The sequence below is a fragment of the Azotobacter beijerinckii genome (genome assembly GCF_900110885.1).
Taxonomy (GTDB): Bacteria; Pseudomonadota; Gammaproteobacteria; order Pseudomonadales; family Pseudomonadaceae; genus Azotobacter; species Azotobacter beijerinckii.
The window spans coordinates 13,089-28,042 of sequence record NZ_FOFJ01000024.1; the positions used below are offsets into that span (position 1 = coordinate 13,089).

The window sequence follows — 14,954 nt, forward strand, 5'->3', positions numbered from 1 at the left end:
GCGTATTCCTCAGAAGCCTTCCGGTGCCCGTTGGTGCCAGTCGGTCGCCTGCTGGTACTGGTGGGCGACGTTGAGCAGGCGGCCTTCCTGGAAGTAGGGCGCGAGCAGTTGCACGCCCACCGGCAGGCCGTCGACGAAGCCGGCCGGCATGGACAGGCCGGGAATGCCGGCGAGGTTGGCGGTGATGGTGTAGATGTCCTCGAGATAGGCGGCGATCGGGTCGCTGCTCTTCTCGCCGAGCTTCCACGCCGGGTTCGGGGTGGTCGGGCCGAGGATCACGTCGACCTCCTGGAAGGCGCCGATGAAGTCGCTGCGGATCAGCCGGCGGATCTTCTGCGCCTTGAGGTAATAGGCGTCGTAGTAGCCGGCGGAGAGGGCGTAGGTGCCGACCATGATCCGCCGCTTGACCTCGGCGCCGAAGCCTTCGCCGCGCGAGCGCTTGTAGAGGTCTTCGAGGTTGACCGGGCTCTCGCAGCGATAGCCGAAGCGCACGCCGTCGAAGCGCGACAGGTTGGAGGAGGCTTCTGCAGGCGCGATCACGTAGTAGGCGGGGATCGCGTGCTGCATGTTCGGCAGGCCGATTTCCCTGACCGTGGCGCCGAGCTTCTTCAGCACTTCGACGCAGGCCATCACCGCATCGGACAGGCGCGGGTCGAGGCCGGCGCCGAAGTATTCGCGCGGCAGGCCGATGCGCAGACCGTTCAGCGGCCGGTTCAGCGCGGCCAGGTAGTCGTCGACCGGTTGATCCACGCAGGTGGAGTCCTTCGGGTCGAAGCCGGCCATGGCGCCGAGCAGCAGGGCGCAGTCCTCGGCGGTGCGTGCCAGCGGGCCGCCCTGGTCGAGGCTGGAGGCGTAGGCGATCATGCCCCAGCGCGAGACGCGGCCGTAGGTCGGCTTGATCCCGGTGAGGTTGGTCAGCGCCGCCGGCTGGCGGATCGAGCCGCCGGTGTCGCTGCCGGTGGCCGCCGGGATCAGCCGCGCCGCCACCGCCGCGGCCGAGCCGCCGGAGGAGCCGCCGGGCACGCATTCGGTGTTCCAGGGGTTCCTCACCGGGCCGTAGTGGCTGGATTCGTTGGCCGAACCCATGGCGAACTCGTCCATGTTCAGCTTGCCGAGGCTCACGCAGCCGGCGGCGGCGAGCTTTTCCACGACGGTGGCGTCGTAGGGCGAGACGAAGTTGTCGAGGATCTTCGAGGCGCAGCTGGTGCGCACCCCCTGCGTGCAGAACAGGTCCTTGTGGGCGATCGGCGCGCCGAGCAGGGCGCCGTTCTCGCCGGCGGCGCGGCGTGCGTCGGCGGCCTGGGCCTGGGCGCGGGCCTGGTCGGCGGTGACGGTGATGAAGCTGTTGAGCTGCGGGTCGAACTGGCCGATGCGGGCCAGCAGGGCCTCGCTCAGCTCGACGGCGGAGAAGTCCTTGGCGGCCAGGCCGCGGGCGATTTGCGCCAGAGTCAGTCGATGCATCACTCGATCACCTTGGGAACCAGATACAGGCCGTTCTCCACGGCCGGGGCGATGGCCTGGTAGGCGTCGCGGCGGTTGCTCTCGGTGACCTCGTCCGGACGCAGGCGCTGGGTGGCCTCCAGGGGGTGGGCGAGGGGCTCGATGCCGTGGGTGTCGACCGCCTGCATCCGGTCGATCAGGCCGAGGATGTCGTTCAGGGTTTCGGTGGTACGTGGGAGCTCGGCGTCGTCCAGCCCCAGTCGGGCCAGATGGGCGATCTTTTCCACGTCGGAGCGTTCAAGCGCCATCGGGATTCTCCAGGGAAAACGGGCAGCCGGCCGTGGGTGGAAAGCTCGGGAACCGGGTTCCCGGACGGGTGGTCGAAGGCCGCGTTGCTGGCCTTGCGGGCTGCTGAAAACGGGGAATTTAGCACAGTGGGCGCCTTGCCCAAAATCCCTGCCATTGTTAGAGTTTGCGCTCTTTTTACCCATGCTTCGCCTCAGGGTTCCTGTCAATGTTCAAGAAACTCCGTGGCATGTTTTCCAGCGATCTGTCGATCGATCTGGGGACTGCCAACACTCTCATCTATGTGCGCGAGCGCGGCATCGTCCTGAACGAGCCGTCCGTGGTCGCCATCCGCACGCACGGCAACCAGAAGAGCGTCGTGGCGGTTGGGACCGAAGCCAAGCGCATGTTGGGACGAACCCCGGGTAACATCACCGCGATCCGCCCGATGAAGGACGGCGTGATCGCCGACTTCAGCGTCTGCGAGAAGATGCTGCAGTACTTCATCAACAAGGTGCACGAGAGCAGCTTCCTGCAGCCCAGCCCGCGGGTGCTGATCTGCGTGCCCTGCAAGTCGACCCAGGTCGAGCGCCGCGCCATCCGCGAATCGGCCCTGGGCGCCGGCGCCCGCGAAGTGTTCCTGATCGAGGAGCCGATGGCGGCGGCCATCGGCGCCGGCCTGCCGGTGGACGAGCCGCATGGTTCGATGGTGGTGGACATCGGCGGCGGCACCACGGAGATCGCCCTGATCTCCCTGAACGGCGTGGTCTATGCCGAATCGGTGCGGGTCGGCGGCGACCGTTTCGACGAGTCCATCGTCACCTACGTGCGGCGCAACTACGGCAGCCTGATCGGCGAGGCCACCGCCGAGCGCATCAAGCAGGAAATTGGCAGCGCCTGGCCGGGCAGCGAACTGCGCGAGATCGACGTGCGCGGGCGCAACCTGGCCGAGGGTGTGCCGCGTAGCTTCACCCTCAACTCCAGCGAGGTGCTGGACGCGATCCAGGAGTCCCTGGCGAGCATCGTCCAGGCGGTAAAGAGCGCCCTGGAGCAGTCCCCGCCGGAGCTGGCCGCGGACATCGCCGAGCGCGGCCTGGTGCTGACCGGCGGTGGCGCCCTGCTGCGCGACCTGGACAAGCTGCTGGCCCAGGAAACCGGCCTGCCGGTGATCGTCGCCGAGGACCCGCTGACCTGCGTGGCGCGCGGCTGCGGCCGGGCGCTGGAAATGATCGACAGCCACCGCATGGATCTGCTCTCCACCGAGTGAGCCACCGGGGCAGGCTTCGGGCTGTACGCCGAAAGCGACGCCTGGCGCCGTTTTCGGCGCATGGCTGACGGTCGAGGCTTGGAGTCGCGAGGAACCCGCTATCAAACTGCTCTTCAGCAAAGGGCCTTCGCTCGTGGTGCGCCTGTTGGTGCTGGCGGTGCTTGCCGCCACACTGATGGTGGTGGATGCCCGTTTCGAGGTCCTCAAGCCGGTCCGCAGCCAGCTGGGGCTGGTGCTGATGCCCTTCTACGGGTTGGCCGATCTGCCGGTGCGCCTCTGGGACGGTATCAATCAGCAGTTCAGCAGCCGCAGCGAGCTGCTGGCGGAAAACGAGAAGCTCAAGGCCGAGGCCCTGCTGATGCAGCGCCGCCTGCAGAAACTGGCGACGCTGACCGAGCAGAACGTGCGTCTGCGCGAGCTGCTCAACTCCGCGGAGCTGGTGGACGAGAAGGTGCTGGTCGGCGAACTGATCGGCGTCGACCCCAACCCCTTCACCCATCGTATCCTGATCGATAAGGGCGAGCGGGACGGCGTGTTCCTCGGCCAACCGGTGCTCGATGCCCGTGGCCTGATGGGCCAGGTGGTGGAGGTCATGCCCTACACCGCGCGGGTGTTGCTGCTCACCGATACTACCCACAGCATCCCGGTGCAGGTCAACCGCAACGGCCTGCGCGCCATCGCCGTCGGCACCGGCAACCCGGAGCGTCTGGAGCTGCGCCATGTCGCCGATACCGCCGACATCAAAGAGGGCGATCTGCTGGTCAGTTCCGGCATGGGCCAGCGCTTTCCTGCCGGCTATCCGGTGGCCGTGGTGAACGAGGTGATCCACGATTCCGGGCAGCCTTTCTCTATCGTCCGTGCCGTGCCCACGGCGGCTCTGAACCGCACCCGCTACATGTTGCTGGTATTCAGCGATCTGCGCTCGCCGGAGCAGCGCGCCAGCGAGGCGGCCCAGGCCCAGGAGGCGCACGACCGCGAGCTGGCCGAGCAGGCGAAGAGCCCGGCACCGTCATCCGCCGCGGGGACTGCGCCGGGCGCCGCTTCCGCGCCCGCGCCGTCGGCACCGTCGCGGCCGGCCCCGGCGGGCACCGGCGGAGCGCGCTGATGGGCGAACACAACGGCTGGCTGATCTGGGCCAGCTACCTGGCGGGTCTGCTGCTCAGCGTGGCGCCCATGCCGGGCTTCATGGAGGTCGGCCGGCCACTCTGGCTGGCGATGTTCATCACCTACTGGATCCTGGCGGTGCCACAGCGGGTCAGCATGACCGTGATCTGGCTGCTGGGGCTGGCGATGGACGTGCTCTACGGCGTCCTGCTCGGGCAGCATGCGTTGACCCTGACGCTGATCGCTTTCCTGATGCTGACGCTGCAGCAGCGTGTCCGCATGTTTCCGTTGTGGCAGCAGAGCCTGGTCCTGCTGGTAGTCTTCGGTCTGGCCCAACTGGTGCAGCTCTGGCTCAATGCGCTGGCCGGCAACCGCCCGCCGACCCTGGCCTTCCTCTTGCCGGCCCTGGTCAGCGCCTTGCTCTGGCCTTGGGTATTCACCGCTCTGCGCAGCCTCCGACTGCGCTTCAATGTCAATTAACCCCTGCCCCCGTCGAGTACGGTGGGCGGGGGGCTTCAGACAGGGAGAAATTGCATGGTCGCCACGCTCTACCTGGCCTCGGGTTCGCCCCGTCGGCGCGAACTGCTGACGCAGATCGGCGTGCCCTTCGTCCCGCTCGCCCTGGCCGTCGACGAGACCCCCGCGCCGGACGAGGCGCCGGCGGCCTATGTGGAGCGCCTGGCGCGCGACAAGGCGTCAGCCGGCCTAGCCCGCCTCGCCGACGCCGGGCAGGCGGTGGTGCTCGGTGCGGATACCACGGTGGTGCTGGACGGGCGAATTCTCGGCAAGCCGGGAAATCGTGCCGAGGCGCTGGCCATGCTGCAGGCCCTCGGCGGGCGCGAGCACGAGGTGCTGACTGCTGTGGCCCTGGCCGGTGCCGGGCGCTGCATGGCGCGGGTGGTGCGTAGCCGGGTGGCTTTCCGTCCCCTCGATGCCGCCGAGGCCGAGGCCTACTGGGCAACCGGCGAGCCGCTGGATAAAGCCGGCGGCTATGCCATCCAGGGTTTTGCCGCGGTGTTCGTCAGCCATCTGGAGGGCAGCTATTCGGCCGTGGTCGGCCTGCCGCTTTGTGAAACCGCGCAACTGCTGGCCGAGTTCGGCATTTCGTGCTGGCAACCACAATCACAATAACAAGGCGCCTGGGCTGATAAGCCGCGCCCGGCTTCGGGACTATGCGATGAGCGAAGAGATTCTGATCAATATCACGCCGATGGAGTCGCGCGTGGCGGTGGTGGAGAACGGCGTGCTGCAGGAGGTGCACGTCGAGCGCACCCAGCGCCGCGGTATCGTCGGCAACATCTACAAGGGCCGGGTGGTGCGGGTACTGCCGGGCATGCAGGCGGCTTTCGTCGACGTCGGTCTGGAGCGCGCCGCGTTCATCCATGCCGCGGAGATTTCCACCCGCGAGGGCAGTGCGGTGGAGAGCATCGCGGCCCTGGTGCACGAAGGGCAGAGCCTGGTGGTGCAGGTCACCAAGGACCCGATCGGCAGCAAGGGCGCGCGGCTGACCACCCATCTGTCGATTCCCTCCCGCTATCTGGTCTACATGCCGCGCACCCGCCACGTCGGCATCTCCCTGAAAATCGAGGAGGAGAGCGAGCGTGAGCGTCTCAAGAAGGTGGTCGCCGATTGCGTGGCCAGCGAGGGAATCGAGCACGAGGGCGGCTTCATCCTGCGCACCGCCGCCGAAGGCGCCGGCGCCGACGAGATCCTCGCCGACATCCGTTACCTGCGCCGCCTGTGGGACCAGATCGCCGGGCAGATGCAGACCGCCAGCGCACCGACGGTGATCTACGAGGATCTCAGCCTGGCCCTGCGCACCCTGCGCGACCTGGTCAGCCCGCGCATCGAGAAGATCCGCATCGATTCGCGGGAAACCTTCCAGAAGGTCTTGCAGTTCGTCACCGAGCTGATGCCGGAGATCGCCGACCACCTCGAGCACTATCCGGGCGAGCGCCCGATTTTCGACCTGTACGGCGTCGAGGACGAGATCCAGAAGGCCCTGGAGCGCAAGGTGATGCTCAAGTCCGGCGGCTACCTGATCATCGATCCGGCCGAGGCGATGACCACCATCGACGTCAATACCGGCGCTTTCGTCGGTCATCGCACCCTGGAAGAGACGATCTTCAAGACCAACCTCGAGGCGGCCACAGCGATCGCCCGCCAGCTGCGTCTGCGCAACCTGGGCGGGATCATCATCATCGACTTCATCGATATGGAGGACGAGGAGCACCAGCGCCAGGTGCTGCGCACCCTGGAGAAACAGCTGGAGCGCGACCACGCCAAGACCAACATCATCGGCATCACCGTGCTGGGACTGGTGCAGATGACCCGCAAGCGAACCCGCGAAAGCCTCGAGCAGGTGCTCTGCGAGCCCTGCAGCTGCTGCCAGGGGCGTGGCAAGCTGAGGACCGCGGAAACCATCTGCTACGAAATCTTCCGCGAAATCCTCCGGGAGGCCCGCGCCTACCAGGCCGAAGGCTACCTGGTGCTGGCCAACCAGAAGGTGGTCGACCGGCTGCTCGACGAGGAGTCGGGCAACGTCGCCGATCTCGAGGCTTTCATCGGTCGTCCCATCAAGTTTCAGGTGGAGGGTACCTATTCCCAGGAGCAGTACGATGTCGTCCTACTGTAAGCCCTGACCATGTCGCGATTCTCCCGCCTGTTCGAGGCCTGTCTGCGCATCCTCTTCGGGCTCGGTACCCTGAGCCTCATGCTGCTGGCGCTGGGCGTCAGCCTGGGCCGCCAGCTGGCGCCGTTGGTTGCCGACACCCGTCTCGAGGTTCAGGCGCGGGTCCGCGACGTGCTGGGCATGCCGGTGCTCATCCGCGCCCTGGAGGGAGAGTGGACCGCCCTCGTGCCGCGGCTGCTGGCACGCGATGTGACGATCGGCGAGGGTGCCAACGCGTTGCACCTGGAGCGGGTCCAGGTGCGTCTCGATCTGCTGCGCACCCTGATGGCCCGCGAGCTGCGCGTCGCCGCGCTGGAGCTGGAGGGGGTACGTTTCGCCCTGGTGCAGGATGCCGAGGGGCGCTGGACTCTGGAGGGGGCGCCGCAGCGCGGTCGGCCGCGGCCGTTCAATCCGGACGAGTCCCTGCGTGCCCTCGAGCGGATCGACCACCTGTCGTTGCTGGACAGCCAGATCACCTTCGCGCCCCATGGACAGGCGCCCTTCGCTTTCCGGGACGTCGACCTCACGCTGCGCAGCGACGGCTGGCAGCAGCGCCTCGACGGTCGCCTGAGTCTGCCCGACGGGCAGCCACTGCAGTGGCGTCTGCAGGGTAAACTGGCCGACGCGGGCTGGCGGCAGAGCGATGCCGAACTCTACGTCAGCCTGCCGCAGAGCGACTGGGCGGGTTGGGTGCCGCACAGCCTGACCGGCGACTGGCAGATCGAGCGGCTGCGTGCCGGTGGCGAGGTCTGGCTGTCCTGGGCCGAGGGCCGTCTGCAGCGCGCGGCGAGCCGCCTGCAGGTGCCCGAGTTGCGCGTCCGCCGCGCCGGGCAGGCGCCGGCCGGGGTGCGGGATCTGGCGCTGAACGGACATTTCCTGCGCGACGGCGAGGACTTTCGCGCGCTGCTCGACTCCCTTGCGGTCGATTTCGGTCCGTCCCGTTGGACCGGCGTGCAGATCGCCCTCGAACATCGGGCTGCGGCCGACGCGCCAAGCCCCTGGACGCTGACCGCCAACCGCCTCGACCTGACTCCGCTGATGCCGCTGGTGCAGTCCCTGGCGCCGCTGCCGGAAGGGGTCGGGAGCGCCCTGGCGGGATTGCGGCCGCGTGGCATCCTGCGCAACCTGCGGCTGGATTACCGGCCACAGTCAGAGGACGGACGGCGCCTCGCCTATGCGGCCAATCTCGAGGGGGTGGCCTTCGACGCCTGGAGCGCCGTGCCGGCGGCGGACAACGTCGACGGCAGCGTCAGCGGCGACCTGGCCGGCGGCGAGCTGCGTCTCAACGGCGACGACTTCGCGCTGCATCTCGCTCACCTGTTCCCCCGCCCCTGGCGCTACCGGCATGCCGCCGGGCGGCTGCTCTGGCAGGTCGACGAGCAGGGCGTGACCTTGCGCAGTCCCTACATCCAGACGGACGGCGAGGAGGGGCGCACCGCCATCGACTTCCTGATCCGCCTGCGCCGCGACCCCGCGGAAGAGGACTACATGGACCTGCGCGTCGGCCTGCGCGACGGCGATGCCCGTTATACCGAGAAATACCTGCCGACCCTTTCCCCCGGTTTTTCGCCGCCGCTGGCCGAGTGGCTGAAGACCTCGATTCGCGCCGGCCGCCTCGACGAGGGCCAGTTCTTCTTCCAGGGGGCGTTGAACAAAGGGGCCGAGGCGGGGACGCGCAGCCTCGGCCTGTTCTTCAAGGTCCGCGACCTTGAGCTGGCCTACCAGCCGGGCTGGCCGGAGCTGCGCGAGGCCCGGGGCGAGATCTTCGTCGAGGGCGGCGGGGTGCAGGTGAACCTGGATGGGGGGCGAGTGCTGGACAGCCAGCTGACCTCGGCCCGCGCCGAGGTTCCGGCGGCCAAGGGTGGCATACCGATGCTGCACCTGGAAAGCGAACTGGAAAGCAGTGTCGGCGACGGTCTGCGGATTCTCCGGGAAGCGCCGCTGGAGACCGCGAAAACCTTCGCCGGCTGGGCGGGCGAGGGGCCGTTGCAGGGTCGGCTCACGCTGGACATCCCGCTGCGTCGGGACTCGGGGCGGCCGCCCCGGGTGGTGGCAGAGCTGCGTACCGAGGGCGCGCAGTTGCGCACGGCCCAGCCGGATCTACAACTGAACCGCCTGCGGGGAGCTTTCACTTACGACACGGCACGGGGGCTCAGCGCGCCGGATCTTCGCGCCGAGGCGTTCGGCCGGCCGATACGCGGCCGGGTCATCGCCGAGGGGCGCAAAGGCAGGGCGCGAACCCGCATCCAGGTCGATGGGCAGATGCCCTCGGCGTCCTTTGCCGAGTGGCTGCAGGTGAGTCGGCGCCTGCCGCTGTCCGGCGAGCTGCCCTATCGCCTCGAGTTGCTGCTGGATGGCGCGAACAGCCGGCTGCAGGTCGACTCCACGTTGCGCGGTCTGCGCATCGATCTGCCGGAGCCGTTTGGCAAGTCGGCCCAGGAGTCCCGCGATACGCGCTGGTACATGACCCTGGAGGGCGCGGAGCGCCGCTACCGGCTGGACTACGCAGACCGGGCCAGCTTGGCCCTGGCTGCGCCGCCGGGCCGCTTCGGCGAAGGCCGCGGCGAGCTGCTGCTCGGCGGCGGGCAGGCCCAGCTGCCGGCAACGAAGGGGCTGTGGCTGCGCGGCCGGATCGCCACCCTGGACTGGGATGCCTGGCAGGCGCTCTTGGCGCCCCTGGCCGGCCAGGCGGCGTCCTCGGTCGGCCTGCTGCGCGGCGCCGAGCTGGATATCGGCAGTTTTCAGGGCTTTGGCACCACCCTGCGCCCGCTCGGGGTGCTACTGACCTCCAACCGGGCCGGCTGGAACCTGCAGCTGGACGGCCCGCAGATCAAGGGGCGCATCGCCATCCCGGCGACGGCCAAGGCGCCGATCGACATCGATCTATCCCATCTGCAACTGCCGGCCACCGCGCGCGGCGCAGCCGGTGCGCCGGCGGGCGCGACGGCCGGCTCGGACCCGCTGCTGCTGGTCGATCCACGGAAGATTCCCGCGCTGGATGTGCGCATCGCCCGTCTGCAGCAGGGCGCCGAGCTGCTCGGCGCCTGGTCGTTCAAGGCGCAGCCGCTCCCCGACGGGGTGCAGTTCAGCGATCTGGACCTGGACCTCAAGGGCTTGCGGGTGCTCGGCAGCGCCGGCTGGCAGGGAGCGCCCGGCGCCACCCGCAGTTGGTTCCGGGGAAGGCTGCAGGGCGGCGATCTCGCCGACGTGCTGCTGGCCTGGGGCTTCGCGCCGACTGCGACCAGCCGAAAGTTCCGGGTGGACATCGATGGCAGCTGGCCGGGGTCGCCGGCGGCCATGACCCTGCGGCGCTACACGGGCAGCTTCGACATCAGCCTGAGGAAGGGGCAGTTCCGCGAGGTGGACGGCGCGGCCTCGGCCCTGCGGATGTTCGGCGTACTTAATTTCAACTCCATCGGCCGGCGGCTGCGTCTGGACTTCTCCGACCTGTTCGGCAAAGGGCTGAGCTACGACCGGGTCAAGGGGCTGATCGAGGGACGCGACGGGGTTTACCGGACGGAAATCCCGCTGACCCTGAGCGGGCCGTCGAGCAATCTCGAACTGGACGGACGCCTCGACCTGCCGGGCGACACCATCGATGCCAAGTTGCTGGTGACCCTGCCGGTCAGCAACAACCTGCCGCTTGCCGCCCTGATGGTCGGTGCGCCGGCGGTCGGCGGGGCGTTGTTCGTCGTCGACAAGCTGCTCGGCAATCGCGTGGCGCGTTTCGCCAGCGTACAGTACCGCGTCCAGGGTCCTTGGCAGGAGCCTAGAATTACCTTTGAAAAGCCTTTCGAGAAGCCGCGCTAGAAAGAAGGTTGCAGTGGGCGGCGAAGTGCGAGAGCGTGATCGGAAGAAACCGGGAGAAAGCGAGGAAAGCCAATGAGCGTGGCGGTACTGCAGATGGTCAGCCAGGCCGACGTGTCGGCCAACCTTGCGACCGCGCGCCGCCTGCTCGAACAGGCGGCCACCGGGGGAGCGCGCCTCGCCGTCCTGCCGGAGAACTTCGCTGCGATGGGCCGGCGCGACGGTGCCGCCCTGGGCCGCGCGGAGGCGGAAGGCCGCGGTCCCGTGTTGCCCTGCCTGCGCCAGGCGGCCCGCGACTTCGGCCTGTGGATCGTCGCGGGTACCCTGCCGTTGCCGCCGGCCGGCCGGCCGCAGGCCAAGGCCCGTGCCTGTTCGCTGCTGTTCGACGCCCATGGCGAACAGGTGGCGCGCTACGACAAGCTGCACCTGTTCGATGTAGAGGTGGCGGATTCGCGAGGGTGCTATCGCGAGTCGGACGACTACGCCCATGGCGAACGGCTGGTGGTAGCGGATACCCCGGTCGGCCGCCTCGGCCTGACGGTCTGCTACGACCTGCGCTTTCCCGAACTCTATGGCGCCTTGCGCGACGCCGGGGCCGAGTTGATCAGCGCTCCCTCGGCCTTCACCGCGGTGACCGGTGCCGCCCACTGGCATGTGCTGGTGCGTGCGCGCGCGCTGGAAACCCAGTGCTATGTGCTGGCGGCCGGCCAGGGCGGTCGGCATCCCGGCCCCCGGGAAACCTATGGCCATTCGGCCATCGTCGACCCTTGGGGACGGCTGCTGGCCGAACAGGCGCAGGGCGAGGGGGTGCTGCTGGCCAGCCGCGATGCCGAGGAGCAGGCGGCGATCCGTCAGCGTATGCCGATGCACCGCCATCGGCGATTTTCAGTGTCGGCCGTGCCGCGGCCGGTCGAAATGGAGTGAATATGAGCGAGTTGTTGTTACCCGTCAGTCAGCAGCTGCTGAGCCCCGGCGGCCTGGATCTCGATGCCTTGCCGGCCCTGCTCGGCGAGCTGGCCGGTCCCGGCATCGACGCGGCCGACCTGTACTTCCAGAGCCAGGTGTCCGAGTCCTGGGTGCTGGAGGATGGCATCGTCAAGGAGGGCAGCTTCCATCTCGACCAAGGTGTCGGTGTGCGCGCCCAGTCCGGCGAGAAGACCGGCTTTGCCTACAGCAATGCGATCACCGGCGAGGCGCTGCGTCAGGCGGCTCAGGCGGCTCGCTCGATTGCCCGTGCCGGACAGCGGGGCCGTGTGCAGGCCTTCGCCGCTGCCCAGGCGATGCCGCTCTATGCGGCGGACAATCCGCTGGAGGCGATCGATCGGGCGGAGAAAGTCGAGCTGCTCAAGCGCATCGATGCCGCCACCCGGGTGCTGGACCCGCGCATCAAACAGGTCACGGTGAGCCTGGCCGGCGTCTGGGAGCACATCCTGATCGCCGCCAGCGACGGCAGCCTGTGCGCCGACGTGCGTCCGCTGGTGCGCTTCAACGTCAGCGTGATCGTCGAGCAGAACGGCCGCCGCGAGCGTGGCGGGCAGGGCGGCGGCGGACGCACCGACTACCGCTTCTTCCTCGACGAGGATCGCGCCATGGGCTATGCCCGCGAGGCGGTGCGCCAGGCGCTGGTCAACCTCGAGGCGGCCCCGGCGCCGGCCGGCACGCTGCCGGTGGTGCTCGGTCCGGGCTGGTCCGGCGTGCTGCTGCACGAGGCGGTCGGTCATGGCCTGGAGGGCGACTTCAACCGCAAGGGCAGCTCGGCCTACAGCGGGAGGGTCGGTGAGCGGGTGGCTTCCAGCCTCTGCACCATCGTCGACGACGGTACCCTGGCCGGGCGCCGCGGTTCGCTGAGCGTGGACGACGAGGGCACGCCGACCCAGTGCACCACGCTGATCGAGAACGGCGTGCTGCGCGGCTACATGCAGGACAAGCTGAACGCCCGTTTGATGGGCGTGGCACCGACCGGCAACGGCCGTCGCGAGTCCTACTCGCACCTGCCGATGCCGCGCATGACCAATACCTACATGCTGGCCGGGCAGAGCGAGCCCGAGGAGATCATCGCTTCGGTGAAGAGAGGGCTCTACTGTGCCAGCCTGGGCGGCGGCCAAGTGGATATCACCAGCGGCAAGTTCGTCTTTTCCACCAGCGAGGCCTACCTGATCGAGGACGGTCGGATCACCACGCCGGTCAAGGGCGCGACCCTGATCGGCAACGGCCCGGAGGTGATGACCCGGGTTTCCATGGTCGGCAACGACCTGGCGCTGGACAGCGGCGTCGGCACCTGCGGCAAGGATGGCCAGTCGGTTCCGGTGGGCGTCGGCCAGCCGACCCTGAAGATCGATGCGATCACCGTGGGCGGTACCGGCGCCTGAGGCGGGATGGGCGGCGATGGCGGGGTACGTCGTGCGGCCGGCCTGCCCTGTGGTGTCAGCGCAACCCGCGTTTGCTTTCGTCGAGATCGCGGATGTACTTGAAGATCTTGCGGCTGGCGGTCGGTGGCTTGTTCTGCTCCGCTTCGTGGCGGGCCTGGCGGATCAGCCCGCGCAGGTGCTGGCGGTCGGTGTCCGGGTAGTCGCCGACGAAGGCCTCCAGGGTTTCGTCGCCACCCTCGAGCAGCCGGTCGCGCCAGCGCTCGAGGGCGTGGAAGCGTTCGTTGTACTGGCGGCTGGAGGCGTCCAACTGCTCGAAGAGGGCAAGAATGGCGTCGATGTCCTGGTTGCGCATCAGCTTGCCGATGTACTGGATGTGCCGCTTGCGGGCGATGTGCGCGGTATGTTTCGGGGCTTCCAGCAGGGCGCGGCGCAAGGCGTCGCTAAGCGGTAGGCGGTCGAGCTGCTCGGGCTTGAGCGTGCTCAGCCGCTCGCCGAGTTCCTGCAGGGCATGCAGTTCGCGCTTGACCTGGGATTTGCTCTTCTCCTCGGAGAAGTCTTGATGAAGTTCAGACATGGTGGCGGTCCAGAGATAAACGCCGCCATGATAACAGCAGCTCCGGAGCGACTGGCCCGGACCTGACAGGAGTAGTTATGAATCCAGCAGAAATGGTAGGTCCGCAGGCGCTGCCGGAGTTGCGGGCCAAGGTCGAGCGGATACTCGCCGAGAGCGAGCGGCAGGGTGCCACGGCCTGCGAGGTGTCGGTCTCCATCGAGCAGGGGCTGTCCACCACGGTGCGCCAGGGGGACGTGGAAACCGTCGAGTTCAATCGCGACCAAGGTTTCGGTATCACCCTCTATCTCGGCCAGCGCAAGGGTTCGGCGAGCACTTCGGCGACCGGCGAGGCAGCGATCCGGGAAACCGTGGCGGCGGCCCTGGCGATTGCCCGGCATGCCTCCGAGGACGACTGTGCCGGCTTGCCGGATGCCGTGCTGATGGCTGGTGAACTCCCGGAGCTGGATCTCTTCCATCCCTGGGCGATCAGCCCCGAGCAGGCTATCGAGCGGGCGCTGGAATGCGAGGCGGCGGCCTTCGCCGCCGATCCGCGGATTCGCAACGCCGACGGTACCTCGCTCAACTCGCACCAGGGTTGCCGCGTCTACGGCAACAGCCATGGTTTCATCGGCGGCTATGCCAGCACCCGGCACAGCCTCAGTTGCGTGATGATCGCCGAGGGCGAAGGGCTGATGCAGCGCGACTACTGGTATGACGTCAACCGGCGCGGCGAGGCGCTGGCCGATTCGCAGACGATCGGGCGGCGGGCGGCGGAGCGGGCGGCGCGACGTCTCGGCGCACGGCCGGTGCCGACGTGCGAGGTGCCGGTGCTGTTCTCCGCCGAGCTGGCCACCGGGCTGTTCGGCCATTTCATCGGCGCCATCACTGGCGGCAACCTCTACCGGCACGCCTCCTTCCTCGAGGGGGCGCTGGGCGAGCAACTGTTCCCCGAATGGCTGAGCCTCGACGAGCGTCCGCATATTCCCCGCGCGTTGGGCAGCGCCGCCTTCGACGCCGATGGACTGCCGACTCGCGCCAAGCATTTCGTCGAGCACGGCCGGCTGGCCAGTTACGCCCTGGGCACCTATTCGGGGCGCAAGCTAGGGATGCCGAGCACGGCCAATGCCGGCGGGGTGCACAACCTGTTCGTCAGCCACGGCGAGGAGGACCAAGCCGCACTGATTCGCCGAATGGGGCGCGGGCTGCTGCTGACCGAGCTGATGGGGCAGGGGCTCAATCTGGTGACCGGCGACTATTCCCGCGGCGCCGGCGGTTTCTGGGTGGAGAACGGCGAGATCCAGTACCCAGTACAGGAGGTGACCATCGCCGGCAATCTGCGCGACATGTTCCGGCAGATCGTCGCGGTGGGTAACGACCTGGAGCATCGCAGCAACGTGTGCACCGGTTCGGTGCTCGTCGAGCGGATGACCCTGGCGGGAAGTTGAGCCGTGGCGCCGG

At 68.4% G+C, this 14,954-nt stretch carries 12 protein-coding genes; 9 read left to right on the top strand and 3 right to left on the bottom strand.

From position 1 onward, the window contains the following. Nucleotides 1–9: 9 nt before the first annotated feature. Nucleotides 10–1,464: an Asp-tRNA(Asn)/Glu-tRNA(Gln) amidotransferase subunit GatA gene (gatA, locus tag BMY22_RS13175; RefSeq protein ID WP_208599281.1), complete on the bottom strand. Its 1,455-nt coding sequence runs from the start codon at nt 1,462–1,464 to the stop codon at nt 10–12. Then, nucleotides 1,461–1,748 (bottom strand): Asp-tRNA(Asn)/Glu-tRNA(Gln) amidotransferase subunit GatC, encoded by a 288-nt coding sequence (gene gatC, locus BMY22_RS13180; RefSeq protein WP_090622702.1) that lies wholly within the window; start codon nt 1,746–1,748, stop codon nt 1,461–1,463. Before gatC ends, gatA begins: the two co-directional genes overlap by 4 nt. Nucleotides 1,749–1,954: 206 nt before the next feature. Between gatC and BMY22_RS13185 the strand changes: the two genes are divergently transcribed. The 8 genes from BMY22_RS13185 (at nt 1,955) to tldD (ending at nt 12,943) form a co-directional block, all read left to right on the top strand. Beyond that, nucleotides 1,955–2,992 (top strand): rod shape-determining protein, encoded by a 1,038-nt coding sequence (locus tag BMY22_RS13185; protein ID WP_090622704.1) that lies wholly within the window; start codon nt 1,955–1,957, stop codon nt 2,990–2,992. 148 nt (nt 2,993–3,140) lie between these two features. Beyond that, a complete protein-coding gene (gene mreC / locus BMY22_RS13190; protein ID WP_244158867.1) occupies nt 3,141–4,097 on the top strand; it encodes a rod shape-determining protein MreC in 957 nt (318 codons plus the stop codon). Next, nucleotides 4,097–4,576, top strand: coding sequence for a rod shape-determining protein MreD (gene mreD / locus BMY22_RS13195; RefSeq protein WP_090622708.1), 480 nt, complete (start codon nt 4,097–4,099; stop codon nt 4,574–4,576). The genes mreC and mreD overlap by 1 nt, the downstream gene beginning before the upstream one ends. 54 nt (nt 4,577–4,630) lie before the next feature. Next, entirely contained in the window at nt 4,631–5,227 is a 597-nt protein-coding gene (locus BMY22_RS13200) for a Maf family protein (protein ID WP_090622710.1), read from the top strand. Between the two features lie 46 nt (nt 5,228–5,273). Further along, entirely contained in the window at nt 5,274–6,731 is a 1,458-nt protein-coding gene (gene rng, locus BMY22_RS13205; RefSeq protein ID WP_090622713.1) for a ribonuclease G, read from the top strand. A 9-nt stretch (nt 6,732–6,740) separates the two neighbouring features. Further along, nucleotides 6,741–10,577: a YhdP family protein gene (locus BMY22_RS13210; protein WP_090622714.1), complete on the top strand. Its 3,837-nt coding sequence runs from the start codon at nt 6,741–6,743 to the stop codon at nt 10,575–10,577. Nucleotides 10,578–10,649: 72 nt separating this feature from the next. Then, on the top strand, nt 10,650–11,498 hold the full coding sequence (locus BMY22_RS13215; RefSeq protein WP_090622716.1) for a carbon-nitrogen hydrolase family protein: 849 nt from the start codon (nt 10,650–10,652) through the stop codon (nt 11,496–11,498). Nucleotides 11,499–11,500: 2 nt separating this feature from the next. Then, nucleotides 11,501–12,943 carry a metalloprotease TldD gene (tldD, locus tag BMY22_RS13220; protein ID WP_090622718.1) on the top strand — a complete coding sequence of 481 codons (1,443 nt, stop codon included), beginning with the start codon at nt 11,501–11,503 and terminating at the stop codon, nt 12,941–12,943. A 55-nt stretch (nt 12,944–12,998) separates the two neighbouring features. Here the strand turns inward: tldD and yjgA are convergent, their stop codons facing one another. After that, on the bottom strand, nt 12,999–13,517 hold the full coding sequence (gene yjgA / locus BMY22_RS13225; RefSeq protein WP_090622720.1) for a ribosome biogenesis factor YjgA: 519 nt from the start codon (nt 13,515–13,517) through the stop codon (nt 12,999–13,001). Between the two features lie 77 nt (nt 13,518–13,594). Between yjgA and pmbA the strand changes: the two genes are divergently transcribed. Then, nucleotides 13,595–14,941 carry a metalloprotease PmbA gene (gene pmbA, locus BMY22_RS13230; RefSeq protein WP_090622722.1) on the top strand — a complete coding sequence of 449 codons (1,347 nt, stop codon included), beginning with the start codon at nt 13,595–13,597 and terminating at the stop codon, nt 14,939–14,941. Nucleotides 14,942–14,954 lie beyond the last annotated feature (13 nt).

What these genes read in the sequence shown, in the direction of transcription:
- gatC (WP_090622702.1), bottom strand. Translation starts at nt 1,748, where the DNA reads ATGGCGCTTGAACGCTCCGACGTGGAAAAGATCGCCCATCTGGCCCGA.
- BMY22_RS13185 (WP_090622704.1), top strand. Translation starts at nt 1,955, where the DNA reads ATGTTCAAGAAACTCCGTGGCATGTTTTCCAGCGATCTGTCGATCGAT.
- mreD (WP_090622708.1), top strand. Translation starts at nt 4,097, where the DNA reads ATGGGCGAACACAACGGCTGGCTGATCTGGGCCAGCTACCTGGCGGGT.
- BMY22_RS13200 (WP_090622710.1), top strand. Translation starts at nt 4,631, where the DNA reads ATGGTCGCCACGCTCTACCTGGCCTCGGGTTCGCCCCGTCGGCGCGAA.
- rng (WP_090622713.1), top strand. Translation starts at nt 5,274, where the DNA reads ATGAGCGAAGAGATTCTGATCAATATCACGCCGATGGAGTCGCGCGTG.
- BMY22_RS13210 (WP_090622714.1), top strand. Translation starts at nt 6,741, where the DNA reads ATGTCGCGATTCTCCCGCCTGTTCGAGGCCTGTCTGCGCATCCTCTTC.
- BMY22_RS13215 (WP_090622716.1), top strand. Translation starts at nt 10,650, where the DNA reads ATGAGCGTGGCGGTACTGCAGATGGTCAGCCAGGCCGACGTGTCGGCC.
- tldD (WP_090622718.1), top strand. Translation starts at nt 11,501, where the DNA reads ATGAGCGAGTTGTTGTTACCCGTCAGTCAGCAGCTGCTGAGCCCCGGC.
- yjgA (WP_090622720.1), bottom strand. Translation starts at nt 13,517, where the DNA reads ATGTCTGAACTTCATCAAGACTTCTCCGAGGAGAAGAGCAAATCCCAG.
- pmbA (WP_090622722.1), top strand. Translation starts at nt 13,595, where the DNA reads ATGAATCCAGCAGAAATGGTAGGTCCGCAGGCGCTGCCGGAGTTGCGG.